The organism is Paenarthrobacter sp. NPDC091669 (assembly GCF_044756725.1).
Classification (GTDB): Bacteria; Actinomycetota; Actinomycetes; order Actinomycetales; family Micrococcaceae; genus Arthrobacter; species Arthrobacter bambusae_C.
This window is the reverse complement of record NZ_JBIVTK010000001.1, coordinates 430,110-454,454: the sequence shown is the minus strand read 5'-3', so window position 1 is coordinate 454,454 and position 24,345 is coordinate 430,110. Positions and strand designations below refer to the sequence as shown.

Sequence of the window (24,345 nt, the reverse complement as noted above, 5' to 3'; positions counted from 1 at the left end):
AAGCCCGGCCCGGACGATCGTAAACTAAGGCATGAGCGAAATGAACGTTGACTTGGTGCTGCCTGATGCCGCCTCAGCGCCTGACGACGATTCGGTACCTGACCGTCTTCAAGACCTTGTTATCGACAGCGAGGACGTGGGCGGATTCCTGGGAGAGTTGGCCGTCTTTTCAGCAGCGGCTGTGTCCCAAGCCGTGGGCGTGCCTGTGCACTGCGGCATTACCCTCAGCCGGCGACGACGTACGGCAACGGTGGCCGGGAGCACCCCCGAAGCCAGGCTGATCGACGAAATTCAGCAGGCCTACGGTGATGGGCCGTGTCTGGAAGCAATGCGAAGCCGTGCCACTGTGCACGTTCCGGACACGTCCACTGAAGAGCGGTGGAAAGAGTATTGCACCGTCATCGCCGCACGAGGTCATCTGTCGGCCCTCTGCGTCCCCCTGGAGTTGGACGAAGGTGCCGCTGCTGCATTGAACTTCTTCGCCCCGCAGGCAGGCGTCTACGACGAAGCCACCATCCGAAACTGTGAGCTGTACGCAAGCCAGGCCGAGCGCTCGCTGCGGTTGGCCGTGCGCATCGGGGTGAAGCAGCAGCACGCTGACGATCTCCAGGACGCCATGCAATCCCGGACCGTCATTGACCTTGCCAGCGGGATCATCATGGGTCAGAACCGCTGTACCCAGGAAGAGGCGTTCCAGATTCTGAAGAAGGCCTCCAGCACCCGGAACCAGAAGCTGCGGGAGGTCGCCGAGTCCCTGGTCCAGAGTGTTGCCAAGCAGGCTCCTGTGGCCCATTTCGAGCCCTAAGCCAGACAGGCGGGCTCCCGACCGCCAGGCCGTGACTTGTGACGCGCGCCACTGGTGAACTACATTTTAGGTGGGTTAAGCAGATAGCCCTTGGAGCCACATGTCACCCGGTGCCATCTCGGATGGTCCAAGAACTGCACTTTCAGCCGTGGCCGCATTCGGCCGGCTCTCCGTGCACGCATGCGGGCTCCTTGGAGAAGTAAAAGGAGAATGGCAATGACGCTTGGATCCCTGCCCGTCCCGAAACCTGCCAAAGGGACGGATCCCGCAGCCGGTGAGACCGGAGCGCGGCCCTGGTGCACAGTATGCGGCACTGATTCGTACATTTTTGTTGAAACGGTGGTTGAAGCCCAGCCGAATCAGTCCGAGGTAGTAGAAGTCAGCTACACCTGCAGCGAGTGCGATACGTTCTACGCCCACGCTGTCCGCCTGGAGGCCTTGGTCCCTGAGATCCAACGTGAATTTCTCTCCACTTCCGCAGCGGGACTCTGGTTCAGCTGCACCCATTGCGGGGATCCCATGACCTTGGGACGTCCCACCGAGCGGGTGATTGAGGCGCCCCGGACCACGGATGATCCGGACAGCCCCAGCCTCCTGGAGGTCTATTTGCAGACGCAGGTGCTGCATTGCCGTTGCGGTTTCCAAATGGAGGTTCCACGCCACGTTGGATGACCGCCGTCTCTGAACAACCAACAGCGGGAGGGTGGCTATGCGCACGTTTGGTGTTGAAGAGGAACTGTTGATCGCGGATCCCGCGGACGGCACGCCTTTGGCGTTGGCCGCAGACATCCTGGACGTGGCGGCTCCGCTCTACGGAGAAGCAGCCGGAGAAGCAACCGGCGAAACAACCGGCGGGGAGGCCGGCGCCGGGAATGCGACGTTGAAGTCGGAGTTCAAGCAGGAGCAGGTGGAGGTCAATTCGCGCCCTTGCCGGACTGCGGCCGAACTCAGGGCCGAGATCCGTGCCGGGCGGGCCTTGTCTGACAAAGCTGCGCGGGCCGTGGGTGCTCGCGTCGCGGCGTTGGCCACCCCGCCGGTCTTCCACGCCACACCCACACTGGGCAACCAGCGGTACGCGGCGATGGGGACGGAATTTGGCTTGATTTCCCGTGAGCAGCTCACCTGCGGTTTCCACGTCCACGTCTCCATCGAATCGCCGGAAGAAGGGGTCGCCGTCCTTGACCGGATGCGGCACTGGCTGCCGGTCCTCCTGGCCTTGAGCGCCAATTCTCCTTTCTGGATGGGAGCCGACACCGGCTTCGCCAGCTACCGCACCCAGATCTGGAACAGGTGGCCCACGGCGGGCCCCATGGACGTTTTCGGTTCAGCGGAGAGCTACCAAGCGATGCTTTCGGAGCTGTTGGGGACGGGCGTTCCGTTGGATGAGGGCATGATCTACTTCGATGCCCGCCTCTCCAGGGGGCACCCCACCGTTGAACTCCGGATCGCCGACGTTTGCCTGTACGCCGAAGACGCCCTCACCATTGCCGTCATTGCCCGTGCCCTGGTGGAGACTTCGGCGGCTGAATGGCGGCGGGGAAAACCGGCGTCGAGCACGTTGACGCCGGTCATCCGCATGGCGAACTGGAAGGCCAGCCGCTTTGGCATCAACCAGCAGTTGTTGCACCCGCTGGAGCAGCGGCCCTACCCCGCCGCGGACGTTGCGGGCGCCCTGCTCCGGCACATTCGTGTGGCCCTAACGGGGGCCGGCGACCTCGCGCTCGCACGGGCAGGCGTGGCCAACATCCTCCGTCGGGGCACCGGCGAGCGGCTGCAACGCCAGGCGTACAGCCAGCGGCGCCGGTTGTCCGACGTCGTATCCGCCGCCATCGCGTCGACGCACCAGGATGGCGAACGGTCCGACGCCGGACTGCTGAGTCTGTGACCACCGGCCCGCTGGGCCTGTGACCACCGAACTGGAAAACCGCCGCCGGACGGGAAGCTGCCCGTCAGCCCTGATTGATGCGGATCATGTTGCCGGAGGGATCGCGGAAGGCGCAGTCGCGCGGGCCCCACGGTTGGTCGATCGGTTCCTGGAGTACCTCGGCTCCGGACGCGCGGAGTTTCTCGAACGTGCCGTCCAGATCATCCGTGGTGAACACCAGCATGGGCATGACGCCCTTTGTCAGTAGTTCCTGGATGGCGTCGCCGTCGGCCTGGGAGCGGCCGGCATGCGGCGGGGAAAGGACCAGTTCAAGGTCCGGCTGGGCATCGCTGCCGATGGTGACCCAACGCTGGCCGTCCGAGCCGACGTCGTTCCGGACGTCGAAACCCAGGGCGTCGCGGTAGAAGGCGAGCGACTCGTCTACATCGTTGACAGTGACATGTGCGTACTTCAATGAAATGTTCATGAACCACACGCTATTGCAGCTGTGACGTGGGCGCTTCTTCAATCCTGCTCAGTGTTTCAGGAACCGGATTTTTGCCTTTGCCGGCTCTTTCAGGCCGGGTGTGCTGTTTGGCGATGCAGGTGGGCATGGCCTTGACCGCGTGGTGTTCGCGGGAGCGGTATTCGCTGGGGTTGATGCCTACGATTTCCGTGAAGCGCGTGCTGAACGATCCCAGCGACGTACACCCCACTTCCATGCAGGCGTCCGTGACGCTGGTCCCCGCCCGGAGCAGGGCCATGGCCCGCTCGATCCGCCGGGTCATGAGGTAGTTGTAGGGCGATTCTCCGTAGGCGGCCTTGAACTGGCGGGAGAAATGCGCGGGGGACATGAGGGCGCCGGCGGCCATGGTGGGCACGTCCAACGGACGCGCGTACTCGCGGTCAATGAAGTCGCGGGCGCGCCGCAGATGGGCCAGGTTGGCCAGTTCCTGCGGAGTCATGGCGCCAGTCTACTAGGCTCATGCCCATGGATTCAGTGGTGTGGTCAAAGCCCGAAAACCAGCGCGAGGGCACTCCGTTGCTGGTGATGATGCACGGGTATGGAACCAGCGAACAGCGCATGGTGGACCTCTTTCCGCATCTCCCGGGCGAGTTCACGTGCGCTGCGCTTCGCGGTCCCAAGGTGATCGGGGACCATTACGGTTGGTTCCTGCTGGACTACTTCCTGACCAACGACTTTGCTGATGTCATCGCCTCCACCAACTCGGTATTCAACTGGATCAACTCCGTCAAGGACAACCACAGCAGCGTCAGCTTGCTGGGGTATTCGCAGGGGATGGCCATGGCCAGCACGCTCCTGCGCCTGCGGCCCCACGCCTTCAAGGCCACGGTGGGCCTGTCCGGTTTTGTGCTGGACAACGATCTCCTTGCCTTGAGTGAATCCTTCGACACCCCGCCGCCGTTCTTCTGGGGAAGGGACAAGGCCGATCCTGTCATCAATGAGGACGCGATTGCCCACACAGGCGAGTGGCTGGAGGCCAACGTGGCCCTGACGGCACGGACCTACCCGGGCATGGGACACAGGATCGAGCCGCCTGAGCTGGTGGACGTCAGCGCCTTCTTGAAGTTCTACGTGCTGGGTTAGAGCTGGGGGTTGGGGTCCGGATTAGAAGGCATCGGGGCTCCGGAATCAATCTCGTGGTGCGATCCGCGTCACAATTTCGCATTCGACTGCACACTGTTGAATGACAAAATTGTAAGCGCTTACACTTTTGGCTGGTGGCCCCGCGGGGGTCTCCCGTGAAGGCGTCAGGCGAGCAGGGAAGGGTTGAGGCCGTGGTGCATGCTAATTGTTCCGTGGGACAATGTAGGTATCGATGACGAACACGCAACCTGGCAAGTACCCCAACACTTGCTGGGCTGGGGCATGTGGACTTGGCCGTTCTCTCGAGCAATGAGCACCGCGTTGTGACTGAGCGGGCAATGACGGAACCCATCGCCCGTGGTGGGAGGCCCGCGGCGGCGTTTGCCCATGGTGATGAATCCGCGTTCGGTGCGTTGACCGGGTTCCGGGAACGCGGCTGATGCGTCCAGTACGTGTCAGTGAATACTGAAAATCCTTCCAACCACTTGCCCGATACCAAGCTCATCGAACGCAAAAACACGCGCCGCAAGCGCTGAACGGAATGCACATGACTGATCTTCGTAATGCCTGGACGGGCGCTTCGGCGCTGTTGTTCGACCTCGACGGCGTGCTGACGCCCACTGCCGTGGTGCACGAGCAGGCGTGGCAGGAACTGTTCGACGGCTACCTTGCCCGGACGGGACACCCGCAGGGGTATCAGGAAAGCGATTACTTCGACCACATTGATGGCAAGCCGCGCTTCGATGGTGTCCGGGATTTCCTGGCATCCCGTGGCATCACTTTGCCCGAAGGCCCGGTCCACGACCACCCGGACAACGTCACCGTGCAGGGCCTGGGCAACCGCAAGAATGCCATCTTCAACGAGATCGTGAATTCCCGTGGCGTTGAGCCGTTTGAAGGCTCGGTCAAATTCATCAATGCCGCGGTGGAGCTGGGCCTGAAAGTCGCGGTTGTGTCCTCCTCGCGCAACGCGCCTGCCGTCCTGAAGGCTGCCGGCCTGGACCACCATTTCGAGGTGGTGGTGGACGGTCAGGTGGCTGCCGGTGTTGGGCTTCCCGGCAAGCCTGACCCTGCCACCTATGTCTACGGCGCAGGCCTGCTGGGCGTGCCTGTGGAGGAATGCATAGTGGTGGAAGATGCGGTGTCCGGGGTGCAGGCCGGTGCAGGTGCCGACTTTTACGCCGTGATCGGCGTGGACCGCGGGGCGGGCCGCCAAACCCTGCTCGACGCCGGTGCCACGTTGGTGGTGGACGACCTCAACGATCTTCTCTGACCCTACTTTTTCGAAGGATTTCAACCGCCCATGGCACTCATCAGCTCCGATCGGCTGCGCTTCCCCTGTGAGCCCTGGAGGCTCGTGGAGAATATCCACGTCCCCGGTGACGAGGGAACGCTGGAAACGCTGTTCGCACTTGGCAACGGCCACCTTGGTATCCGCGGCTCGCACTCAACGGCGGGCGACGGCGAACTTCCCGGCACGTTCATCAACGGTTTCCACGAGATCTGGGACATCAAGCACGCCGAGAATGCTTACGGTTTCGCCAGGACCGGCCAACGGATTGTGTATGTCCCGGATGCCAATAACTTCACGGTGTCCATCGATGGCGAGGCCCTGAGCCTGGCTGAGTCCACGGTGACTGACTACAGCCGCAGCGTGGACTTTTCCACCGGCGTCTATGAAGAGAGCATCACGTGGGCCTGCCGTTCGGGTGCCACCGTCACCACGGTGGAGCGCAGGGCGGTGGGGTTCGATTCGCGCGGTTGCCTTGGCCTGGAACTGTCACTGACAGCTGACCGGGACGTGTCCGCGGACATCACCTCGGGCGTCGTGAACCGTCAGGACCAGCCTGTCGAGGACCAGTCGGCCCACGATCCGCGCCGCTCGGGCCGGCACGCCGGCCGTGTCCTGCTGCCGTTGCACCTGCAGGGTACTGACGGTTCCCTGCGCCTTGCCTGGGAGACGGCCGAATCGCGCCAGCGCGTGGCCATGGCCGTGGATCACTGGATCTCCGCCGAAGGCCAGCCCTTCGAGACGTTGGTGGGGGAGGACGACTCATCCGTCCGCTACGTTCTGGCAATCCACGACGGCGACACGTTCCGTTTGGAGAAAACGGTCAGTTACCTGGTGGCAGGCTCCACGGACGCCGAAGACCGCGGCGAAAGCCTGGCAGCGGAAGCCGAAGCGAAGCTGGTGCCGTTCGCCGATATCCTGGCCCAGAGCAAAGCGCACTACGACGAGTACTGGACCACGGCCGACATCTTGATCGGTGGCCAGCCGGAAATGCAGCAGGCGGTCCGGTGGGGACTGTTCCAACTGGCCCAGGCCACTGCGCGTGCCGGAGTAGCGGGAATCCCCGCCAAGGGTGTGAGCGGCTCCGGCTACGAGGGCCACTACTTCTGGGACCAGGAAATCTACCTCCTGCCGTACCTGACGTACACCAATCCTTGCGGTGCCCGGAAGGTCCTGGAATCGCGGCACGCCATGCTGCCCGACGCGAGGGTGCGAGCCAAAGAACTCAGCGTGGACGGTGCACTGTTCCCCTGGCGGACCATCAACGGCCTGGAAGCCAGCGCCTACTACGCCGCCGGCACGGCCCAGTTCCACATCGCCGCGGCCATCGCGTTCGCCGCCAACAGGTATGAATGGGCCAGCGCAGATCCCACCTTCCGTGCGGAACTGGGTGCCGACCTGCTGATCGAGACAGCACGCATGTGGGCGTCGCTGGGCTTCTTCGGCAAGGACGGCATGTTCCACATCCACGGCGTCACCGGCCCGGATGAGTACACAGCCGTGGTCAATGACAACCTGTACACCAACGTCATGGCGCGCTTTAACCTTCGTGCAGCCGCGGCGTTGGAGCACGAGGGCATTGCCGGCACGGAGCGTTTGGTGTGGCGTCAGGCAGCCGAGCGGATGTTCCTTCCCTACGATCCACACCTGCAGCTCCACAGCCAGGACAACGACTTCATGACCTTGGAGCCGTGGGACTGGAACACGCCCAAGTCCAAGTACCCGCTGCTGCTGAACTTCCACCCGTTGGTGATCTACCGGCACCAGGTCCTCAAGCAGGCCGATACTGTGTTGGCGATGTTCCTCCAATGGCAGGACTTCTCGGCCGAGGAAAAGCAACGAGCTTTCGACTTCTACGATCCCATCACCACAGGCGATTCCACCTTGTCCGCCTGCGTGCAGGGCATCATGGCTGCTGAGGTGGGGTACGGCGACGTCGCGCTCCAGCACTTCACGGAGGCGCTGTTCATCGACCTCGACAACTCGCACGGCAACACCATCGACGGCGTCCATATCGCCTCCACCGGAGGAATCTGGAGTTCCTTGGTCTGTGGGTTCGCCGGGATGCGGGACCAGGGTGAGCTGCTGCGGTTTGATCCACGCCTGCCTGTGGAGTGGGAGGGCCTGTCCTTCCGCCTCAAGGTCCAAGGGCGCCTTCTGGCTGTTGACTTGGCGCAGGGTTCCATCGGGCTGACACTCATCCCCGGGACGGACTACAGCGACGAACCGCTGCACGTGAACGTACGGGAGCGGGTGGTGACGGTCGGCGCGGATACCGTCCTGGTTCCGCTGGGAACGGTGCCGGTGCCACCGCCGTCGATCTTCCCCAGCGTCTTCCCCACGGCGGGACTTCCGATCATCCGGTAGCGTCCAGGCTGCGCGGGCTACTGGAGCAGGGAGCTACTTGGCGGCAAGGTCCATGGTGGTCAGGCGAAGCCACAGCCACAACCGTTTCTGCGGATCCGCCAGGTCAAGGTTGAAGTCCTCGGCCAGGCGGGTCACGCGGTAGCGGACCGTGTTGTTGTGGACATGGAGTTGGGCGGCCATGGCCGAGATGTTTCCGTTGCTCGCAAGATAGGCGCGGAGGGTTTCCAGGTAGTCCGTTTGCTGCTCGGCGTCCCGGGCCTGGATGCTGGCGATTTCGTCCGTTCCGCCCAGTCCGTTCTCCTCAATGAATGCCCCGATCTTCAGCAGGTTCAAGGGAATCTGGAATTCCTCATAGAGGGCCACCTTCGGCGGATTCCCGGCATTCCCGGCCCCCCGCGTGTTCCCGGCGCGCGACTGCAGGTTCAGCAGGTGGTTCAGCGTCTGGACGGCCTCGGACCGGGATCGGGGTAGGTCTTCGATTCCTTGGGCTATGCCCCCTACGGTAGCGATGACCGGGAATGGGCTGATGGTGTGTGAGTACGCCTCAATCTCCTGGATGATCCGCCCGTGCACGGCCCGGGGCGAGGACCCCTTGCCGCCCGGCAGGAGCGCATAGACCACGGAGCCGAGCAGTGCGCTGTGGCTGGTACCAAACTGCACATTGCAAACCGTGGTCACCAGATGCAGGAGCCGGTGGATATCGCGCACCGATTCCAGGCTTCCAGTCTCCGGGCGAACAATCGAGAACGCTGCCACGGCCAGGCCGTTGGCGGTGTCCAGTCCCAATTGGGCGGCAGCGAACGCGGCGTGCGGAGTGTCGTCCATGAGCGTTCGGATCAGGTCCGCATTGCGGCGCTCCCCGAAGTCCGAGGCGGAACGGGCATGCAGCATGTGCAAGCCGGCCAACGGTGCCATCCGGTCCAGTGCGTTCAGCGCTGCAGCCCGGTTTTCTTCGCCGGGATCGATGATCCAGATGGAGCCCAGCAGCTCACCCCCGGCCCGGACAGCCAGCGCAAGGCGGGCCATGCCGTCGTCGGGCGCCGGCACCAGCACCGCTCCCGGGGCGGCATAGACGATCTTGAAATCCTGATCGAAAGCCGGCGGTGTGGTTTCCTCCAGGGTGAGCGTGGTGATGCGCCGGAGCTCATCGATGGGCTGGCCCGGCAAGGTGGAATAGCCAAGGATCCGGCCCAGCGGATCCACGATGCTCGCGGCGCCGTTGGTGATGGAGGCCGCGGCATTGGCGAAGGCGTACAGGTCTCCCAGGCGGACCCCGGCCACCGAATCGGTTGCTGCACCCATGACTGAGGCCCTGGCCAGTGCCACAAGCCTTGTCCAGTCGGCGTCGTCCGGCGCCACCAAGACGGACATGCTGTATCCCACCGCTGCCGAACGCAGGTGCTCCATCTTTGCGCCATGCGCCTTCACGATCACCGCTGCGGCGTTGCTGTTTGCTGCCCTGTGGAGGAGTTGATCGAAATCCGGTGAGCCGTAGGTGCACCCGACGGCCAGGATGATGCGGTCATCCACGCTGGACCAGTGGTCAAGGGGGTCGTACATCAACACGTCCGAAACGGGATGTCCCAGGTTCTCCGGTGTGGGGTTGGCATGCACCAAATCCGCCTGCATCAACTGAATGCAGTCGGATAGCCGAACCGCGGATTGCTGGATTCCTATTTGCTGGCCCGTCTCCATACGTGGACGTTATCACAAGTTCAATCAGCATCTTATGGAGGAATTCACATATAGCGGGGGAGAGATCTGCGTCACTATTGGGAAAGGAGCTGGGCGGGTAACCCAGCAGGAACGCAGAGGACCAACCCCATGAAACTCAAGGACATCAAGGCGCTCGCCTCGGTGCAGGGACCAGCCCGATCAGTCGCGGAACGACTGTCCCGGAAGTGCTACAGCGTGGAAGACATGCGCAAGCTGGCAGCCAGGCGCCTGCCCAAGAGCATCTTCGAATACATCGAAGGTGGCGGCGAGGACGAGGTCTCACTCCGCCGCAACCAGTCGTCGTTCGAAGACTGGTCCTTCCTCCCCAAGTGGGGATCCGTGGAGAACTTCGACCTCAGTTCAACCCTCCTGGGCGGCCCGGCTTCCATGCCGGTGACCCTCTCGCCCACAGGCGGTACCCGGCTGTTCCATCCGCAGGGAGAGTCCGCGGTGGCCCGGGCAGCGCTCGCTGAGGGAATTCCGTACGGACTGGCCCACCTCAGCACCAGCACCATGGAAGATGTCAGCGCTGCCGCGCCGGGACTCCGCCGGTGGTTCAACCTGGAACCCATTCCGGATAAGGGCTTGCTGCAAGCCGTCCTGGAACGGGTGTCCAACGCCGGCTACGAAGCACTGCTGGTCAACGTTGATTGCCGGGCCATCGGCCACCGCGAGCGCGACTACCGCAACGGGTTCACCGCACCCCCGTCCATCAAGCCCAAGACGGTGGTGGAGGGCATGTTGCACCCCGCCTGGGCCTTGGGATTCCTGGCCAACGATGCCATTGCCTTCCCCAACCTTGATGCCGATGTTCCGGAAGGCCCGCTGGCCAGTTCCCCGGACATGTGGCGCACGCTGCTGGCCGGGTCCTATGAGCCCACGGATTGGGACGACATCCAGGATCTGAGGGCGCGCTGGAACGGACCGATCATCCTCAAGGGTGTCGTCAACCCGAACGACGTCGCACTGGCCGTTGCGCTGGGCATCGACGCCATCCAGGTCAGCAACCACGGCGGACGGCAACTTGACCACATGGCCGCTCCACTGGATGTCCTTCCGGACATTGTGGACAGGGCCGCCGGCCAGTTGGAAATCATCGTCGACGGCGGCATCCGCCGCGGTTCCGACGTTGTCAAAGCCTTGGCGCTGGGCGCGGATGCCTGCTCGATCGGGCGCCCCTACCTCTACGGACTGGCTGCGGCCGGCGAAGCCGGCGTGGCGCACGTGCTGAAAATGTTCCGATCAGAAATGACCCGCACCATGATGCTCCTCGGAGTGTCAACCATCGAAGAACTGCGGACGGAAGGCCGGGACTTGATCCGGCACCGCAATGAAGCCTTCGCCCGCACCCAACCCACCCGTATCCCCAAGGCCGCCCCCATGGGCCTTGCACAGATGAGGACTCCCTAATGAACAATGTCTCAGCCACCCAGCGAACCAAACGTGCCTTGCCTGCCGTCGTCCTGACGGCAGCGCTCATGCTGGCGGTGACGGCTTGCAGCCCCACCGGCAACGCATCGACGTCGGGCCCGTCCGGCGGTTCCGCGGCAGGAGGCACGGGCGTGCCTGCGCTGGAAGTCAACCAGGCCGCCGTCGAACTTCTGCCGGAGTCCATCAAGGCGTCCAAGGTGCTGCGCGTGGCCATCCCCACCAACGAGCAGCCGACGCAGTTCTACCGTGAAGGCACGCAGGAAATGACCGGAACCAACCCGGACGTGGCCCGTCTCATCGGCGAGGCACTGGGTGTCACCGTGGACATCCAGGTGGCCAACTTCGACTCCATCATTCCCGGCCTGGCGGCCAACCGTTACGACATGACAGTGTCCTCCATGACCCCCACGGAGAAGCGCATGGAAGTCCTGGACTTTGTGGACTACATGCAGATTGGCAACGCGATCGCCGTACCCAAGGGCAACCCGGCAGACATCAAGGACGAGAATGCGCTCTGCGGGAAGAAGGTGGGGCTTCTCACTGGTTCCTACCAGTTGACCGTGAACGTTCCTGACTACGATGCTGCCTGTGCTGCCGCCGGCAAGGATGCCATCCAGAAAAGCGAATTCCAGGACACCCGGCAGGCGATCTCCGCACTGACCAGCGGACGCCTGGACACGGTGCTGGCCGATTCTCCCATCCTGAACTTCGCGGCCACCCAAAACCCGCAGATCGAGGTTGCGCGGACGTACGAGTTCGCTCCTGTGGGGGTGGGCGTGCCCAAGGAGTCCGGCCTGGTGAAATCCGTCTCCGCCGCCCTGGATGCCGTGATCAAGAGCGAGTCCTACACCAAGGTCCTCGGGAAGTACGGGCTGGAGACCAGCGCCATCACCGAAGCCCGCGTCAACTTCGCCCAGTAAGAATTTTGCCCAGTAAAAGGTGACAACCATGCAAAAGCAACCCTCAGTTCCCGATACCAAGGAGCCGGTTACAGCGGCTTCGGGTGATTCGATTCCCGTGGTGCCGCTGAAGCATCCGGTCCGTTTGGTCCTGGCAGTGGTCCTCATCCTGGTGGCGCTCAGTGCCGCGTGGGATGTGGCTGTGAACGAACGGTACCGGTGGGACGTGGTGGTGTCCTACCTGTTCGCCCCGCAGATCCTGGCCGGTGCCGGGCTGACCGTCCTGCTGACTGTGGTGTCCATGACGGTCGGCATAGCCCTGGGTACGCTGCTCGCGATCATGAGGCTCTCCGAGAATCCCATCCTGAGCACCATCAGCCGCGGCTACATCTGGTTCTTCCGGGGCACACCCCTGCTGGTCCAGTTGATCTTTTGGTACAACATTGCGGCCCTCTACCCGGTCATTGCCTTCGGGCTTCCTTTCGGTGGACCGTCCATGGTCCTTGGCTCTGCGAACGTCCTGATTTCCCCGTTGGGGGCAGCCCTGCTGGGGTTGTCCTTGAACGAGGCCGCTTACATGGCGGAGATCATCCGCGGTGGCATCGGCTCCGTGGACAAGGGCCAGTACGACGCCGCCCGCGCTTTGGGCATGAGCGGCGGGAAGCTCATGAACCGGGTGATCCTGCCGCAGGCAATGAGGGTGGTGCTGCCGCCCACGGGCAACCAGGTCATCTCCATGCTGAAGGGCACGTCCCTGGTGAGCGTCCTGGCGATCTCGGACCTGCTCTACTCGGCACAGATCATCTATGCGAACAACTACCAGACCATTCCGCTGTTGATTGTTGCCAGCGTCTGGTACCTGCTCATGACCACCGTCCTGAGCTTCTTCCAAAACAAACTCGAACGCAGGTACGGCCGCGGTTTCGACTCAGCACCGCGACGGACCCGCAAGCCCAAGACAAGGACAGCATGATGACTACCGCCATGGTGGAAGCCCGGGGAGTCCGGAAGAACTTCGGTGTTATCGAAATCCTGAAAGGCATTGACCTCAGGGTTGAAAAGGGATCCGTGACCTGCCTGATCGGCCCGTCCGGTTCCGGCAAGACCACGTTCCTGCGGTGCATCAACCACCTTGAAAAAGTTGATGCCGGCAGGCTCTATGTCGACGAGCACTTGGTGGGGTACACCGAGCGCAACGGGAAGCTCTACGAAATGAAGGAACGCCAAACCGCCCGCTCACGGCTCAACGCGGGCATGGTGTTCCAGCGCTTCAATCTCTTCCCGCATATGACCGTGCTGGAGAACCTCATCGAAGCACCGGTGCACGTTCTTGGGCGGCCACGCCGTGAGGTGGTGGTGGAAGCACAGGCCCTGTTGGACCGTGTTGGCCTGGGCAACCGGGGACACTCCTATCCGCAGGAGCTCTCCGGTGGGCAGCAGCAGCGGATCGCGATTGCCAGGGCGCTGGCCATGAAGCCCAAACTGATGCTCTTCGACGAGCCCACATCCGCGCTTGACCCCGAGTTGGTGGGCGAAGTCCTGGACGTCATGAAATCCCTGGCCGAGGCCGGGATGACCATGGTGGTGGTCACGCACGAGCTTGGCTTCGCCCGACAGGTAGCCGATCAAGTGGTGTTCATGGATGGCGGCGTGGTGGTGGAAAGCGGCCCGCCCGAGCAAGTGTTGGGCAGCCCCCGGCACGAACGCACCAAGGCGTTCCTCTCCAAAGTTTTGTAAGCAGCAACGTTCCTTCAGCACCACGAAAGGCATCACCATCATGACCCGTCTCCAAGTCGCGACAGACCTGGCACCAAGCCCGGCCGGCCCATACTCCCAGGCAATTGTGGCCAACGGGTTCCTGTACACCGCCGGCCAAACGCCGCATGATCCCATCACGGACGAACGCGTGGGGATCACCATCGAAGAACAGACCGTCCAGGCCATGGAGAACCTGGGTAACGTCCTGGGCGCGCACGGCCTGGACTTCTCCCACGTGATCAAGGCCACCGTCCACCTCCACCACCCGCGCCGCGACTTTGACAGCTTCAACGCCATCTACGAAAAGTACGTCGTAGCCCCTTACCCGGCGCGGACCACCGTTGGTTCATTCCTTGGTGACTTCCTGGTGGAGATCGACGTCGTGGCGGCCATCCCGTAGCAAGAGCCCCCGCAGGAACGTTCCAACACCTTTCACGCGGCCCCGTCCGATGCAGATCACGGCGCATTGGGCGGGGCCTTCCTTGACTGCGCCCATAACACGGCCGCATCACGTCAGTCCCGGCAGCTCCGTCCCGGCTTGTCCAGCCCCTGAAAGGCCGTCATGTCAGCCCAAGCTATCCCCTACCCAAACCGCGGTGACCCCGCTTCCGCAGAACCGCTGAGCGACCAGCAGCTGCTGGCGATGGTGCGGGGAGGAGATGTTGCCGCCTTCGGCGAACTGTTCATCCGTTACCGTCGGCTGGGAGGATTCGTGGCCCGCGCGGAATCAGACAATGCCAGCGACGCGGCAGACATCGTGGGTGAAGCGTTTGCCGCCGTCTTCCAAGCGATCATCGAGGGCAGGGGTCCGGTGGAGTCGTTCCGGCCCTACCTCCTGACCACCATCCGCAGGATGGCCCACCGAAAGAACCAGACATCAGCCCGGCTGGTCCTCACTGACTCCAGCACGGTGGATGCCCTGGCCTTTGGCGGTGACGATCACGTCCTGGGGACCCACGAGACCATCATTTTGGTGCACGCCTTCCGTGAACTTCCCCGGCGCTGGCAGGATGTGCTCTGGTATGTGGACGTTGAGGGCCTCAGGCCGGCACAAGCCGGACCGTTGCTGGGGCTGACCCCGAACGCCCTGTCCGCCTTGGCCATGCGGGCCCGCGAGGGTCTCCGCCAGATGTACTTGCAGAAGCACGTGGGGGAGCCCGCCATTCAGTCCTGCGCACACTATCTGAGGCATTTCGGCAGGTACGTCCGCAACGGTATGAGCGGAAATGCGCAGGCCAGAATAAGGCAGCACACGGAGCAATGCACCCACTGTTCAGCTGTCTTGGCCGAACTCCGGGAGCTTCAGGCTTCCATGGGCGCCAACGCCAAAGGCCAGCCAGCCTCAGGCGGCGTCCTTGTCCGGGGCGACTGATGTCTGTCCTGCCACCACTGCGTCGCCAATCGGCGCCTTTCCTCCAGCCTGATTCCCGGCCAAACGTCGGCGCTCCAACTCGCAGTTGATGAGGTCCAGCAGCGCCTGCGCCGGCTCGGACAAGTGATGTGTGTCCGGTGAACCGAGTTGGTCGCAATGGACCAGTACGTGGCGGATTCGTTCCAGCTCCCGCGACGGCACCAACGGCCAGCGGTGGAACAACTGCCGGACGGCTATTGCTCCGAGGAGGGCATCGGGTTTGTTGGCCACACCGTGGTTTCCATGGTGAGCGGCTGCCCGTCGCCTGGCGATGGTGGCCGCCGAGAGCGCGACGCCATGGGCCATGAGATTCTCGGCCTTGAGTGAATTCGGGGCCATGGGGGACCTCCCCGGGTAGGGCGAAGGAAGCCGTATGCCTGACTTTGAAATTAGCTTACAGAATGTGACTTATGTCATGTCAATCATTACGTAAGATCGCCGCCGTCGTGCCCTGATATTCGTCCGGAGCGGGCATGCGCCCGCGTCAAAAGTCGCGCCGGACCGCCATTTTGTTTTGATCGAAGTGATGGCGCGCCCGGCGGAGAAAGCTGCCGAGCGCCTCTGTTTCCGACTCGGTGCGAAGTATTGAGAAGTCCATGATCCCAGCGCGCTCGTCAGTGTCCCACACGCGCCAGCCCGTGCCGTCACGGTCGATCCAAGCCGAAAGTTCGGCGCGGCCGGTCCGACCGAACCAGTTTGCGGTTGCCACGCGAACTGTGGCCAGATAATCCGCTACCCTCGCCATGGTCAGGGATTCGGGGTCCGCCAGCAACTCGTCCAAGCCGTGCAGATAGTGCAGCTCTTGATTGTGCATGGTCCCAGTATCCTTCGGAACTGTCCTGGAGACATGGGCGCCGCCACCCAGGCAGGTGGCGGCGCCGGTCGTTCAGCCCAGGTGAACGTGCGGGGTGTCGCTGGTTCCGCTGAAGCTCTTGCGGTCGATTCTGATCAGGAGAAGTGCGAGTGGGGTTATCACAACCGCCACCCCGGCCGCCCAAAGGAACACCATTGAATAGCCCGAGGTCAGCGCCGCAAGGGGCCCGCCGGCAGTTGTCGTGGTCGCTGCCGCGGTGGCAGCAGCCGCGATGGCGCTGAAGAGTGCTATGCCCAGCGATCCGCCGATCTGCTGCGAAGCGTTGACCAGGGCGCTCGCCACTCCGGCGTCGTCCTTGTCCACACCAAAGAGGGCCAGGTTCTGCATGGGGACGAAGACCAGGCCCAGCCCGATGCCCATGAGGATCAACGCGGGCAGCATGTTCACCGCGTACGTCCCGTCCGGCGTGACCTGGGTCAGCCACAGCATGGCTGCGGCCATGAAGACCGGACCAAGTGCGCTGGGGACCTTGGCGCCCAGCCGGGGCAGGTTCTTCGCTGCGATGCCCGCTGTGATGATCAGTACCACCGTCATGGGCAGGGACGCGATTCCGGCCGCGAACGGGGCGAAGCCCAGAACGATCTGGAGGTAGAAATTGATGAACAGGATGCCGCCAATCAGCACTGCTCCGGCGAGGAAGGACGCCAGGAATGCGGCGGCGCGGTTACGCTCGGTGGCGACGCGCAACGGAAGCAGCGGATTCTTGACCTTGCGTTCGACGGCGACAAAAAGTACCAGCAGCAGCACACCTGCCGCAATGAAGCCCCAGGATTCCACCGCACCCCAGCCGTGTTCGGCGTTGGCGAAGCCGTAGACCAGGGAACCCAGACCCAAAGCGGCAAGAACGACGCCGGGCCAGTCGTATTTGGTGGAGCCTCCCGCTTTGCTTTCGCCCACCAGAAGCCACACGCCGATCAGCGCGATGATTGCGATGGGTACGTTGACGAAGAAGCACCACCGCCACGAGACGAATTCGGTGAGGAAGCCGCCCAGCAGAACTCCTGCAGCTGCACCGACACCGCTGATGGATCCGAAGATGGCGAAAGCGGTGCCGCGCTCCTTGCCGCCGGGGAAGGCCACCGTCAGGAGTGCCAGGGCCGCCGGCGCGAGGAGGGCGGCGAAGATGCCTTGGAGGGCGCGGGCTCCGATGAGTTCCCAGGGCTGCTGGGCCAAGCCGCCGATAAGTGATGCCGCCGCGAAGCCCGCGGAGGCTGTGATGAAGGTCCTCTTACGTCCCCAGAAATCGGAGATCCGTCCGCCCAAGAGGAGGAAGGCGCCGAAGACGAGGGCGTACGCCGTGACCACCCAGGAGCGGGTGGAATCGCTGATGCCCATTTCCAGCTGGAGGCGGGGGAGTGCCAGGTTCACGATGGTGCCGTCCAGAACCACCATGAACTGGGCCAGGGCCAGGAAGGGCAAGGCCCGCCAGCCGATGTTGCCCTTACCGCCCGGTGGGGGGCTGGTGTGTTTGCTTGGGCTCGTCCGCCCGATGTCTCCAGTAGTTGCGATGCCACGCGTCACCCATTCTTGAAAGTAGTAATACTTATAAAAGTATAAGTACTACGGCTGGCATGTGTAAGCCCGGGCGGGGGTGACTTGTCTTACGTGCTCTTCGAGTTCGAAGGGGACGTCTCAGGTTCTGAAAGAAACGACGCCAACCGCTGAAGCGCCGGGAGGCTGGCCGCGATTTGTTCGCGTTCCTCCGGGAGCAGGCGGGCGCTCGCCGCGATGATTGCGTCAGCCCATCCATCCTCCAGGAGCGCCTTGATCCGCCGGGACTCGTCCGTGGGGTGGAGGGAAACGTAGCGCTTGTCTGAGGCATCCTTGACGCGCGTCACCAGACCGGCAGCTACGAGCTCACGCAATTGGGAACTGACGTTGCTCAGCTGCCGCCCCAGCCTGCCCGCCACCTCGGCAACGGTGACACCAGGATGGCCTTCAACCACGCGAAGGATTTCCAACACACCATTCGAGATGGGGCGGAGTCCTGTCTCGTTGAGTGACTTGCGGCGAATGTCGGACGAGATATCAATCATGCAGACGGCCAGGGCCTTGTGGTCCACAGTCTCTTCTCCCATCCCCCAAGCATAGGTGTGGCCGCACCCCTTCAACTCCCCGGACGTCGGATGCAATAGTGGCAGGATGATCAACCAGCAACAGCTTTGGGACCACGACGCGGCTGAGCACTATGACACCCCCGGGGTGGGGATGTTCTCACCAGATGTGCTTGGCCCCACGGTGGAGGTCCTGTCGGAACTTGCGTCGGGAGGTCCCGCCGTCGAGTTTGCCATCGGTACCGGACGCGTAGCCATCCCGCTTCTGGAAGCCGGCGTGCCAGTCAGCGGCATTGAGCTGTCACACGCCATGATCGCCCGCCTGCGTGAAAAGGTGGGGGAAGACCGGATTCCCGTGGTCCAGGGCGATATGTCCCAGGTTTCGATAGGTTCCCATTACACGCTGGCAATTTTGGTCTTCAACACCATCGCCAACCTCCTGACCCAGGACGAACAAGTCCGGTGCTTCCAGAACGCTGCCGGCCACCTGGTTCCAGGCGGCCGCTTCGTCGTCGAGCTCTGGGTACCGCAACTGCGTTCACTGCCGCCCGGGCACGGCGGAACGGTGGAGGTGAGCCAGCCCGGATACCTCTTGGTGGATACCTATGACGTGCTCCGCCAACACGTTATCTCCCATCATGTGCGGTTCGGCCCCGAGGTTGCGGATGGGCGCGATGCGCGGATCGGGCGGACACCGCACCGCTACATCTGGCCGAGTGAACTCGACCTCATGGCACGCATTGCTGGATTCGAGCTGGAACACAGGTGGGCCGACTGGGACCGCAGCGAGTTCACCGCGGAGTCCCGCAGCCACGTGTCGGTATACCGGCTCGCTGATCACCGGGTGACCTGAGCCTGCCGGGCGATAAATTAGGCTCGAAAGGGCTGCCGTCCCATCACGTCGGGGCGCACTCTAGTTTGGGGGAATAGTGAAGGTAAAACTCAAGGCTGCTTTGATTGCGGTCGTCCTTTCTGCGGGTTTGGTGGCCTGTACGCACCTGGAAGCTTCCCCCGGCCCGACCACCCCGGCGGCCGCCGTCGTCGTGCCTTCTGCATCGGCGACGCCATCATCCGACGCCGATAAACCGTCCCTGAAGGGGCATGCGGTGAGTGATTCGTTCGGCAATGTCGATTTCTACACAACGGTTGACGGCGATACCCTCGCCGACGTGGCAGCCTCCTTTAAGCTCTCCACAGCCAAGCTCGCCGAGTTCAACGGGATCGATCCCGGCACTTTGCTGAGTGTGGGCACCACCTTGCGCCTCATCCCTGCGCCAGGCCCGATCCCTGGCGCCATGGGAACCGCAACCGAGGATGCGAACGGCATCCCCACGAGCTACGTGATTGCCGATGACGACACTCTCGACGGGATCAGTTACCGGTTCGGGGTCAGCGGGGAGCAGTTGGCCGAAGCCAACAAAGTCCCGTACGTGCACGAGCAAGGAAACACCTATTTCATCCGCTCGGGGCACCTCATCCAGCTGCAGAAGAAGCCAGTGGACAGCCGGTCCGGTGCCGGTGTGACGATCACCAATTCCTTCGGCCAGCCAGTCTTCTACACCACGGTGGACGGAGATTCGTTCGACAGCCTCGGATACCACTTCAGGTCCACCACCGAGCAATTGCTGATGTACAACCCGTCCCTTTCGGCTGGAACACCCCTTCCCGTCGGCACGAAAGTTCGTTTGATACCAGGTGATCTTCCTATTGCGGGCGCCAAAGGAACCTTCACTTCGGACGCAGGGGGCATCCCCCTGACGTATACGACGGCGACGGGAGACACAGAGCGGCAAGTCGCCTTCCGCTTCAGCGTGGTTGACCTCCGGGCAGCGAACAGGCCGCTGACCGGCGGCGCCGCCGCTTGGTACAACGTCATTGACCCACCGACAGGAACTTTCGCGCCGGGCCAAACCATCAGCCTTGCGTTGGACAAACCGATCAATAAGTAGCGGGGACTGCTGGTCGGGGGCCTGTGCCTTCGCGGCGGACAGAGGTATAGTCGGCCCATGCTCTCCATGCGTCGATTTATTTGCCCCCGACCGGTGTCCGGTCGCGAGGGCACTAAGGCGCGCGCCTAGGTCCTGGCGCCGGAGTGAGTCGGGGGAGGAACCCAAACACTCCGAAACTTAAGGACCAGCAATGCCTGTTTATTTAAGCCCTGCCGAGCTTCACGATGCTTTGACCATCAGGGACCTCTCCAACCCCGACCATGGTCCGCATGCCATGCAGAAACTCTTGCGTGACGTGGTGGACACGCTTCAGACGCAGTGGAGCGTGCCCGGCAGAACCATACGTCACACCCCCTTGGTAAGCGTTGCGGACAACTATGACCGATTGGGGTACTGCCCCGCGGACATTACCCGCGACCAGCGATACTCCCGCTACGTCAGCCCCACCGTCATGCTGCGCAGCCATACCTCGGCGTCCATCCCGACGCTCCTGCGGGCGCTTGATCCTGCCGAGGGCGTGGACGAGCTCTGGGCGATCCCAGGCCTCGTCTACCGGCGGGACTCCATTGATCGCACCCATGTAGGCACGCCCCATCAGGTGGACCTGTGGCGCGTAAGTTCCATCCGAAAGCTGCACGGCGGGCACCTTCAGGAAATGATCAGTGCCTTGGTGGCTGCCGTCCTCCCGGGCGCTGAGTGGCGTGCCGTTCCGGCAGCCCACCCTTACACGACAGAGGGCTTGCAGCTTGACGTTCTTATGGGTGGCGAGTGGCTGGAACTCGCGGAGTGTGGGCTCATGGCACCGCAGCTTTTCCTGGACGCGGGCCTTGATCCCGGAAAATGGCGGGGCCTTGCGCTGGGGATGGGTTTGGACCGCGCCCTGATGCTTCGCAAGGGCATTCCCGACATCAGGCTGCTGCGGTCTGCGGATCCGAGGATTGAACGGCAAATGCTTGACCTGTCGCCGTGGCATCCTGTCTCCCGGATGCCTTCCATCAGCAGGGACATGTCAATCGTGGTTGCAGAGGACATGGACGATGAGTTGCTTGGCGATGCGGTTCGTTCGGCTCTGGGGGAGCAGGCTGAGGATCTGGAAAGCGTGGAGCTGTTGGCGCTGACGCCCTGCCGGAAGCTTCCGGCGGCAGCGCGGGACCGGCTCCGCATCAGACGGGGGCAGGCCAATGCCCTGTTACGGGTGGTGATGCGTCCCCTTGGGCGGACAATGACCGATCCAGAGGCGAACCAGATCCGGGACGATGTTTACCTTGCTCTGCACGAAGGCCCGGTCAAGGAACTCATCGCAGGCTAGGTCTGCTGCGCTGTGTCGGTGGTCGCCTCAGGCACAGCCGGCACAGTGGGGCCACGCCGCGGCGACTGAAGTAGGCGCCCGACAAAACCAGACCCAGTGAACCGCGTGAGGAAAAGTCAGGCTCTGCTGCAGGATTGCTAGGCTGGACCCATGACCCGTCGACTTGCAGCCCTGTCCGCCGTTCCCGTTCTGCTGCTGCTCGTGGGCTGCGGAGCCGTTGAGGAAGCAGCCGGAAACGCTGCCAGCGAGGCCGCATCAAAAGTTGCTACCGCCGCTGCCGACGAAGTGACCAAGCAGATCTGCGCTGTTGTCCAAGACGGCTTGGTGGGCGCCGAGGACAAGCAGGTACTCGCTGGCCTGGTGACAGCCGCCGAAGCTGCAGGCGTCCCCTCCGATATCACCACGCCCCTCCGTCAGATCGCCGACGCCGGCGACCAAGTACCGGCCGAGTCCGTTCAAGCACTGAAGGATGCCTGCCCGGCATAGCAGCTGTTGCGACGCGGGCATGTAAGAAGCGGCCGTGTATGACTCTGCTGTGCATTACGTCTGCCGGGCATTCTGCAGTTGTGGCTCCCGGGGACGTTCCGTCGCGGGTGGCCTGTCCGGCGGCGCCGGTGACATAGCGTCCTCGTGCCCTGGCAAACGTGGCGGTTTCGACCGGTAGATGTGCCCTGTAGGGGTTCGGACTTCCATGGTGTGCGTTTGGCCATGCGGCACACTGGCGCTCCAACCGGGATTTTCCTTGGTGTGATTGCATGCCTCGCATAGCCCCGCGCCGTTGTTGAGGGTGGTGGTCCCGCCGTTGTGCCATGGGACCACGTGGTCGAGATGCCTGATGGGCGCATCGCAATACGGGGTTCGGCAGATGTCGTCCCGGACCTCGATGAAGCGACGTAATCGTTGGGGGAAGATCCTCGCTTTGGCGTCCATGGTCAGGAGTTCGCCGCTTCCCGGAGCGGTGTAAAGTCGCCGGATCATCACTCGGAAGTCTTGGCGCTCCTTCGCTTCCGCATCTTGGTGGCTCTGGCTCGTGGACGTGGCGGGCGTGGCCGCAGACCCTGTTTGCGCGTCCGACCCGGTTGTCCCAGCCTCTCCCTCTGGCTCGGTGGGCCCGTCGGTCAGGAGAACTCTTGCCCATTCAGCGGGGACGATTCCGTACCCCTGGAGGCGGGCCGGTTCGCTGTCACCTTGGAAGAGCGTGCGGTCGGTCATGACGAGTTGGAGGTCGATCCCTGCGACCCCGCCAGGTGTTCCGGTGACGCGTTCCACCAAGGTGTCGGCCATGATCTGTCTACGGTTTCGGCTGTCGCCGGTCGAGCGGGCTGAGTCTGCGTGACGGCTAAGGGCAGCGTAGGCGGCGACACCTTGAGCCACTGGAAGCAGAGCGGTGAGGATTGTCATGGTGTCCGGAGCCGGGCGAAGGCTGACCCTACGTTCTGCGGCGGCGTGACTGGCCCGCTGGGTGACCGAGCGGGGGTCGCGCCGGTAGGCTGCGGCCTTGGCTGCGGCGATGATGGACCGGTCCCCGGACCCGTTGAACGTGCCCGTGTCCGGTGCCAGTTCTTCATCCACGGCGGCGCGGTCTTCAACGCTGAGGCACGCAGTTTCCTTGACCAACAGCGTGGCGCGCCATTCGTTAAGCTGGCCTGCTTCGAGAGCGGCCATGGTGCGTGGCATCTCCGTGACCAGTGCCTTCGCCAGCCCGAGGAGCCGGGACCCGCGGTTCGGTGATTCGCGCCGGGCGAGGGCTACCTGCGCGGCGACACCGCGGCCTTGCTCTGCCGTGGGAACGCCTGCTTCGGCCTGCTCCCGGCGCTGAGTCAGATCCAAAGCGACAGCGGCCCTGGCCTGACGCGCAGTGATCGCGGATTTCAGGTCCTCCAGGGCACGAATCTCATTGACAAGCTCGCCACTGCCTGTGCTCGCGGGCAAGGAAGCAATAACGGCCGCGAGACCCGCCAACGTAGCACCGGGCCGAGCCGTCTCCCAGTCGGGAGAATCGGATATCAGGCCTGACTTCGCCTATGTGGAAAACCATGCCTGACATCCGCCATCGCCTGGTTCGGCACCGTTGGGATGAGGCGGGTGGGGGTATTAGTGCTTGGAAGCCCCAACCCTTGCCAGCACCACCCGGGTCCTCACCGTGATCGCTGCGCCGAGGACCGACGCAGCAGCGACAGCCGCCGCGACCGCCGTCGGGAATGACTCGGGTGCAGCGGCGCTGCGGCCGACGGTGATCCAGGCCAGTCCCCACGCGATGGCGGCTGCGAGGGCGAGGCGGCCGTGTCCCTTGATGGCCAGAGCGATGCCAACAACGGCCACCACTGCCAGGACGGCCACTGACCAGACCTCGGGCCGCAACCCGAAGCCTGAAAAGCCGGAGGCCTTCAAAGCGGCGGCGATGTTGGCGCACACGGCAACGCTGGTCCAGCCGAGGTACAAGCCCAAAGTCCCGTCCACCACAACAGCCTCAACCCATGAGGTGGCACGGCTCTGGCTGTAGCGAAGGAACGCCAGGACGAGGGTCACCAGCAGGGCCAGGATCACCAGAACACTGACAAAGAGCCAGCCAGCTTGTACGGACAGGATCCACGCGGCGTTCAGAACCATGGACACGGCCACGATCCAGCCCAGGGAGCGTTGCCGCAGATTGGCCCGTTGGGACGGCAACCACTGCCATACCGTGTAGGCAACCAGTCCGGTGTACACCACGGACCAGATGGAGAAGGCAGGGGTTGCGGGTGCGAGGAGCGTGGAGTCGGCGGCCAACGCACCGCCTGCTGCCTGGGCGATGGGGGTCCCGCCGAAGACTCCGACGCCGATCATCGAGCCAACGATGCAGATCACCAAGCTCACGGTGACTGCGACCTGCCGCAAAAGATCCGGGTTTTGAGTTTTCATATGCTGAGCCTCTTTCCTGGGCTGATGTGCGGTGTCATGCATTCACGAGGTCCGTGATCTACTATCAAATTGCTAGCAAGACAAGCTTTACGTTTATCAAAGGACCA

Annotated in this window: 25 protein-coding genes; 16 read left to right on the top strand and 9 right to left on the bottom strand. The window is 63.3% G+C overall.

Annotated features, from left to right (window positions below):
• The first annotated feature begins 31 nt into the window (after positions 1-31).
• From ACIQLI_RS02185 to ACIQLI_RS02175, 3 genes are all read left to right on the top strand, one after another.
• A complete protein-coding gene (locus ACIQLI_RS02185; protein ID WP_400384552.1) occupies positions 32-805 on the top strand; it encodes a GAF and ANTAR domain-containing protein in 774 nt (257 codons plus the stop codon).
• A 216-nt stretch (positions 806-1,021) separates the two neighbouring features.
• Entirely contained in the window at positions 1,022-1,477 is a 456-nt protein-coding gene (locus ACIQLI_RS02180; RefSeq protein WP_400384550.1) for a hypothetical protein, read from the top strand.
• Positions 1,478-1,514: 37 nt separating this feature from the next.
• Positions 1,515-2,690: a glutamate--cysteine ligase gene (locus ACIQLI_RS02175; protein WP_400384548.1), complete on the top strand. Its 1,176-nt coding sequence runs from the start codon at positions 1,515-1,517 to the stop codon at positions 2,688-2,690.
• Positions 2,691-2,754: 64 nt separating this feature from the next.
• On the opposite strand, the gene ACIQLI_RS02170 is transcribed toward ACIQLI_RS02175, so the two are convergent.
• Positions 2,755-3,156: a VOC family protein gene (locus ACIQLI_RS02170; RefSeq protein ID WP_207595927.1), complete on the bottom strand. Its 402-nt coding sequence runs from the start codon at positions 3,154-3,156 to the stop codon at positions 2,755-2,757.
• Positions 3,157-3,166: 10 nt separating this feature from the next.
• The gene (locus tag ACIQLI_RS02165) at positions 3,167-3,634 is read right to left on the bottom strand and encodes a helix-turn-helix transcriptional regulator (RefSeq protein WP_354231953.1); all 468 of its coding nucleotides are present in this window, start codon (positions 3,632-3,634) and stop codon (positions 3,167-3,169) included.
• 26 nt (positions 3,635-3,660) lie between these two features.
• Between ACIQLI_RS02165 and ACIQLI_RS02160 the strand changes: the two genes are divergently transcribed.
• The 3 genes from ACIQLI_RS02160 to ACIQLI_RS02150 all read left to right on the top strand — a co-directional run bounded on the left by ACIQLI_RS02160 (position 3,661) and on the right by ACIQLI_RS02150 (position 7,936).
• Complete coding sequence (locus ACIQLI_RS02160; protein WP_354232113.1) at positions 3,661-4,278, top strand: phospholipase; 618 nt, start codon at positions 3,661-3,663, stop codon at positions 4,276-4,278.
• Between the two features lie 541 nt (positions 4,279-4,819).
• On the top strand, positions 4,820-5,551 hold the full coding sequence (locus tag ACIQLI_RS02155; RefSeq protein WP_354232115.1) for an HAD-IA family hydrolase: 732 nt from the start codon (positions 4,820-4,822) through the stop codon (positions 5,549-5,551).
• Positions 5,552-5,581: 30 nt separating this feature from the next.
• Positions 5,582-7,936, top strand: coding sequence for a glycoside hydrolase family 65 protein (locus ACIQLI_RS02150; protein ID WP_400384545.1), 2,355 nt, complete (start codon positions 5,582-5,584; stop codon positions 7,934-7,936).
• Between the two features lie 33 nt (positions 7,937-7,969).
• Here the strand turns inward: ACIQLI_RS02150 and ACIQLI_RS02145 are convergent, their stop codons facing one another.
• Positions 7,970-9,565: a PucR family transcriptional regulator gene (locus ACIQLI_RS02145; RefSeq protein ID WP_400384543.1), complete on the bottom strand. Its 1,596-nt coding sequence runs from the start codon at positions 9,563-9,565 to the stop codon at positions 7,970-7,972.
• 195 nt (positions 9,566-9,760) lie between these two features.
• Here ACIQLI_RS02145 and ACIQLI_RS02140 point away from each other — a divergent pair, with 195 nt between their 5' ends.
• The 6 genes from ACIQLI_RS02140 to ACIQLI_RS02115 all read left to right on the top strand — a co-directional run bounded on the left by ACIQLI_RS02140 (position 9,761) and on the right by ACIQLI_RS02115 (position 15,112).
• Positions 9,761-11,062, top strand: coding sequence for an alpha-hydroxy-acid oxidizing protein (locus tag ACIQLI_RS02140; RefSeq protein ID WP_400384541.1), 1,302 nt, complete (start codon positions 9,761-9,763; stop codon positions 11,060-11,062).
• Positions 11,062-12,003 (top strand): ABC transporter substrate-binding protein, encoded by a 942-nt coding sequence (locus ACIQLI_RS02135; RefSeq protein WP_400384539.1) that lies wholly within the window; start codon positions 11,062-11,064, stop codon positions 12,001-12,003. The genes ACIQLI_RS02140 and ACIQLI_RS02135 overlap by 1 nt, the downstream gene beginning before the upstream one ends.
• A gap of 28 nt (positions 12,004-12,031) precedes the next feature.
• Positions 12,032-12,955 (top strand): amino acid ABC transporter permease, encoded by a 924-nt coding sequence (locus ACIQLI_RS02130; protein ID WP_400384537.1) that lies wholly within the window; start codon positions 12,032-12,034, stop codon positions 12,953-12,955.
• The gene (locus ACIQLI_RS02125; protein WP_400384789.1) at positions 12,955-13,719 is read left to right on the top strand and encodes an amino acid ABC transporter ATP-binding protein; all 765 of its coding nucleotides are present in this window, start codon (positions 12,955-12,957) and stop codon (positions 13,717-13,719) included. Before ACIQLI_RS02130 ends, ACIQLI_RS02125 begins: the two co-directional genes overlap by 1 nt.
• Positions 13,720-13,759: 40 nt before the next feature.
• Positions 13,760-14,140 carry a Rid family hydrolase gene (locus ACIQLI_RS02120; RefSeq protein ID WP_354231966.1) on the top strand — a complete coding sequence of 127 codons (381 nt, stop codon included), beginning with the start codon at positions 13,760-13,762 and terminating at the stop codon, positions 14,138-14,140.
• Positions 14,141-14,302: 162 nt separating this feature from the next.
• Entirely contained in the window at positions 14,303-15,112 is an 810-nt protein-coding gene (locus ACIQLI_RS02115) for a sigma-70 family RNA polymerase sigma factor (protein ID WP_400384535.1), read from the top strand.
• Here ACIQLI_RS02115 and ACIQLI_RS02110 read toward each other — a convergent pair.
• The 4 genes from ACIQLI_RS02110 to ACIQLI_RS02095 form a co-directional block, all read right to left on the bottom strand.
• Positions 15,083-15,490 (bottom strand): hypothetical protein, encoded by a 408-nt coding sequence (locus ACIQLI_RS02110; protein WP_400384533.1) that lies wholly within the window; start codon positions 15,488-15,490, stop codon positions 15,083-15,085. The two genes, ACIQLI_RS02115 and ACIQLI_RS02110, sit on opposite strands and share 30 nt — an antisense overlap.
• Positions 15,491-15,635: 145 nt before the next feature.
• Positions 15,636-15,965 (bottom strand): hypothetical protein, encoded by a 330-nt coding sequence (locus ACIQLI_RS02105; protein WP_400384531.1) that lies wholly within the window; start codon positions 15,963-15,965, stop codon positions 15,636-15,638.
• Positions 15,966-16,037: 72 nt separating this feature from the next.
• On the bottom strand, positions 16,038-17,546 hold the full coding sequence (locus ACIQLI_RS02100) for an MFS transporter (RefSeq protein WP_400384529.1): 1,509 nt from the start codon (positions 17,544-17,546) through the stop codon (positions 16,038-16,040).
• Positions 17,547-17,626: 80 nt separating this feature from the next.
• Entirely contained in the window at positions 17,627-18,103 is a 477-nt protein-coding gene (locus ACIQLI_RS02095; protein WP_400384527.1) for a MarR family winged helix-turn-helix transcriptional regulator, read from the bottom strand.
• A 64-nt stretch (positions 18,104-18,167) separates the two neighbouring features.
• On the opposite strand from ACIQLI_RS02095, the gene ACIQLI_RS02090 reads away from it, so the two are divergent.
• The 4 genes from ACIQLI_RS02090 (at position 18,168) to ACIQLI_RS02075 (ending at position 21,823) form a co-directional block, all read left to right on the top strand.
• Positions 18,168-18,932: a class I SAM-dependent DNA methyltransferase gene (locus ACIQLI_RS02090; protein ID WP_400384525.1), complete on the top strand. Its 765-nt coding sequence runs from the start codon at positions 18,168-18,170 to the stop codon at positions 18,930-18,932.
• Between the two features lie 76 nt (positions 18,933-19,008).
• Positions 19,009-20,028: a LysM peptidoglycan-binding domain-containing protein gene (locus ACIQLI_RS02085; RefSeq protein ID WP_400384523.1), complete on the top strand. Its 1,020-nt coding sequence runs from the start codon at positions 19,009-19,011 to the stop codon at positions 20,026-20,028.
• Between the two features lie 190 nt (positions 20,029-20,218).
• Positions 20,219-21,337 (top strand): hypothetical protein, encoded by a 1,119-nt coding sequence (locus ACIQLI_RS02080; protein ID WP_400384521.1) that lies wholly within the window; start codon positions 20,219-20,221, stop codon positions 21,335-21,337.
• Between the two features lie 150 nt (positions 21,338-21,487).
• Positions 21,488-21,823 carry a hypothetical protein gene (locus ACIQLI_RS02075; protein ID WP_400384519.1) on the top strand — a complete coding sequence of 112 codons (336 nt, stop codon included), beginning with the start codon at positions 21,488-21,490 and terminating at the stop codon, positions 21,821-21,823.
• A gap of 54 nt (positions 21,824-21,877) precedes the next feature.
• Here the strand turns inward: ACIQLI_RS02075 and ACIQLI_RS02070 are convergent, their stop codons facing one another.
• The gene (locus ACIQLI_RS02070) at positions 21,878-23,278 is read right to left on the bottom strand and encodes a DUF222 domain-containing protein (protein WP_400384787.1); all 1,401 of its coding nucleotides are present in this window, start codon (positions 23,276-23,278) and stop codon (positions 21,878-21,880) included.
• Positions 23,279-23,431: 153 nt separating this feature from the next.
• Positions 23,432-24,238, bottom strand: coding sequence for a tryptophan-rich sensory protein (locus tag ACIQLI_RS02065; RefSeq protein ID WP_400384517.1), 807 nt, complete (start codon positions 24,236-24,238; stop codon positions 23,432-23,434).
• Positions 24,239-24,345 lie beyond the last annotated feature (107 nt).

Coding starts and splice junctions, on each gene's coding strand:
- ACIQLI_RS02140 (WP_400384541.1), top strand. CDS start 9,761: ATGAAACTCAAGGACATCAAGGCGCTCGCCTCGGTGCAGGGACCAGCC.
- ACIQLI_RS02160 (WP_354232113.1), top strand. CDS start 3,661: ATGGATTCAGTGGTGTGGTCAAAGCCCGAAAACCAGCGCGAGGGCACT.
- ACIQLI_RS02065 (WP_400384517.1), bottom strand. CDS start 24,238: ATGAAAACTCAAAACCCGGATCTTTTGCGGCAGGTCGCAGTCACCGTG.
- ACIQLI_RS02135 (WP_400384539.1), top strand. CDS start 11,062: ATGAACAATGTCTCAGCCACCCAGCGAACCAAACGTGCCTTGCCTGCC.
- ACIQLI_RS02110 (WP_400384533.1), bottom strand. CDS start 15,490: ATGGCCCCGAATTCACTCAAGGCCGAGAATCTCATGGCCCATGGCGTC.
- ACIQLI_RS02125 (WP_400384789.1), top strand. CDS start 12,955: ATGACTACCGCCATGGTGGAAGCCCGGGGAGTCCGGAAGAACTTCGGT.
- ACIQLI_RS02075 (WP_400384519.1), top strand. CDS start 21,488: ATGACCCGTCGACTTGCAGCCCTGTCCGCCGTTCCCGTTCTGCTGCTG.
- ACIQLI_RS02175 (WP_400384548.1), top strand. CDS start 1,515: ATGCGCACGTTTGGTGTTGAAGAGGAACTGTTGATCGCGGATCCCGCG.
- ACIQLI_RS02165 (WP_354231953.1), bottom strand. CDS start 3,634: ATGACTCCGCAGGAACTGGCCAACCTGGCCCATCTGCGGCGCGCCCGC.
- ACIQLI_RS02120 (WP_354231966.1), top strand. CDS start 13,760: ATGACCCGTCTCCAAGTCGCGACAGACCTGGCACCAAGCCCGGCCGGC.
- ACIQLI_RS02170 (WP_207595927.1), bottom strand. CDS start 3,156: ATGAACATTTCATTGAAGTACGCACATGTCACTGTCAACGATGTAGAC.
- ACIQLI_RS02080 (WP_400384521.1), top strand. CDS start 20,219: ATGCCTGTTTATTTAAGCCCTGCCGAGCTTCACGATGCTTTGACCATC.
- ACIQLI_RS02115 (WP_400384535.1), top strand. CDS start 14,303: ATGTCAGCCCAAGCTATCCCCTACCCAAACCGCGGTGACCCCGCTTCC.
- ACIQLI_RS02090 (WP_400384525.1), top strand. CDS start 18,168: ATGATCAACCAGCAACAGCTTTGGGACCACGACGCGGCTGAGCACTAT.
- ACIQLI_RS02150 (WP_400384545.1), top strand. CDS start 5,582: ATGGCACTCATCAGCTCCGATCGGCTGCGCTTCCCCTGTGAGCCCTGG.
- ACIQLI_RS02155 (WP_354232115.1), top strand. CDS start 4,820: ATGCACATGACTGATCTTCGTAATGCCTGGACGGGCGCTTCGGCGCTG.
- ACIQLI_RS02185 (WP_400384552.1), top strand. CDS start 32: ATGAGCGAAATGAACGTTGACTTGGTGCTGCCTGATGCCGCCTCAGCG.
- ACIQLI_RS02180 (WP_400384550.1), top strand. CDS start 1,022: ATGACGCTTGGATCCCTGCCCGTCCCGAAACCTGCCAAAGGGACGGAT.
- ACIQLI_RS02105 (WP_400384531.1), bottom strand. CDS start 15,965: ATGCACAATCAAGAGCTGCACTATCTGCACGGCTTGGACGAGTTGCTG.
- ACIQLI_RS02095 (WP_400384527.1), bottom strand. CDS start 18,103: ATGGGAGAAGAGACTGTGGACCACAAGGCCCTGGCCGTCTGCATGATT.
- ACIQLI_RS02145 (WP_400384543.1), bottom strand. CDS start 9,565: ATGCAGGCGGATTTGGTGCATGCCAACCCCACACCGGAGAACCTGGGA.
- ACIQLI_RS02130 (WP_400384537.1), top strand. CDS start 12,032: ATGCAAAAGCAACCCTCAGTTCCCGATACCAAGGAGCCGGTTACAGCG.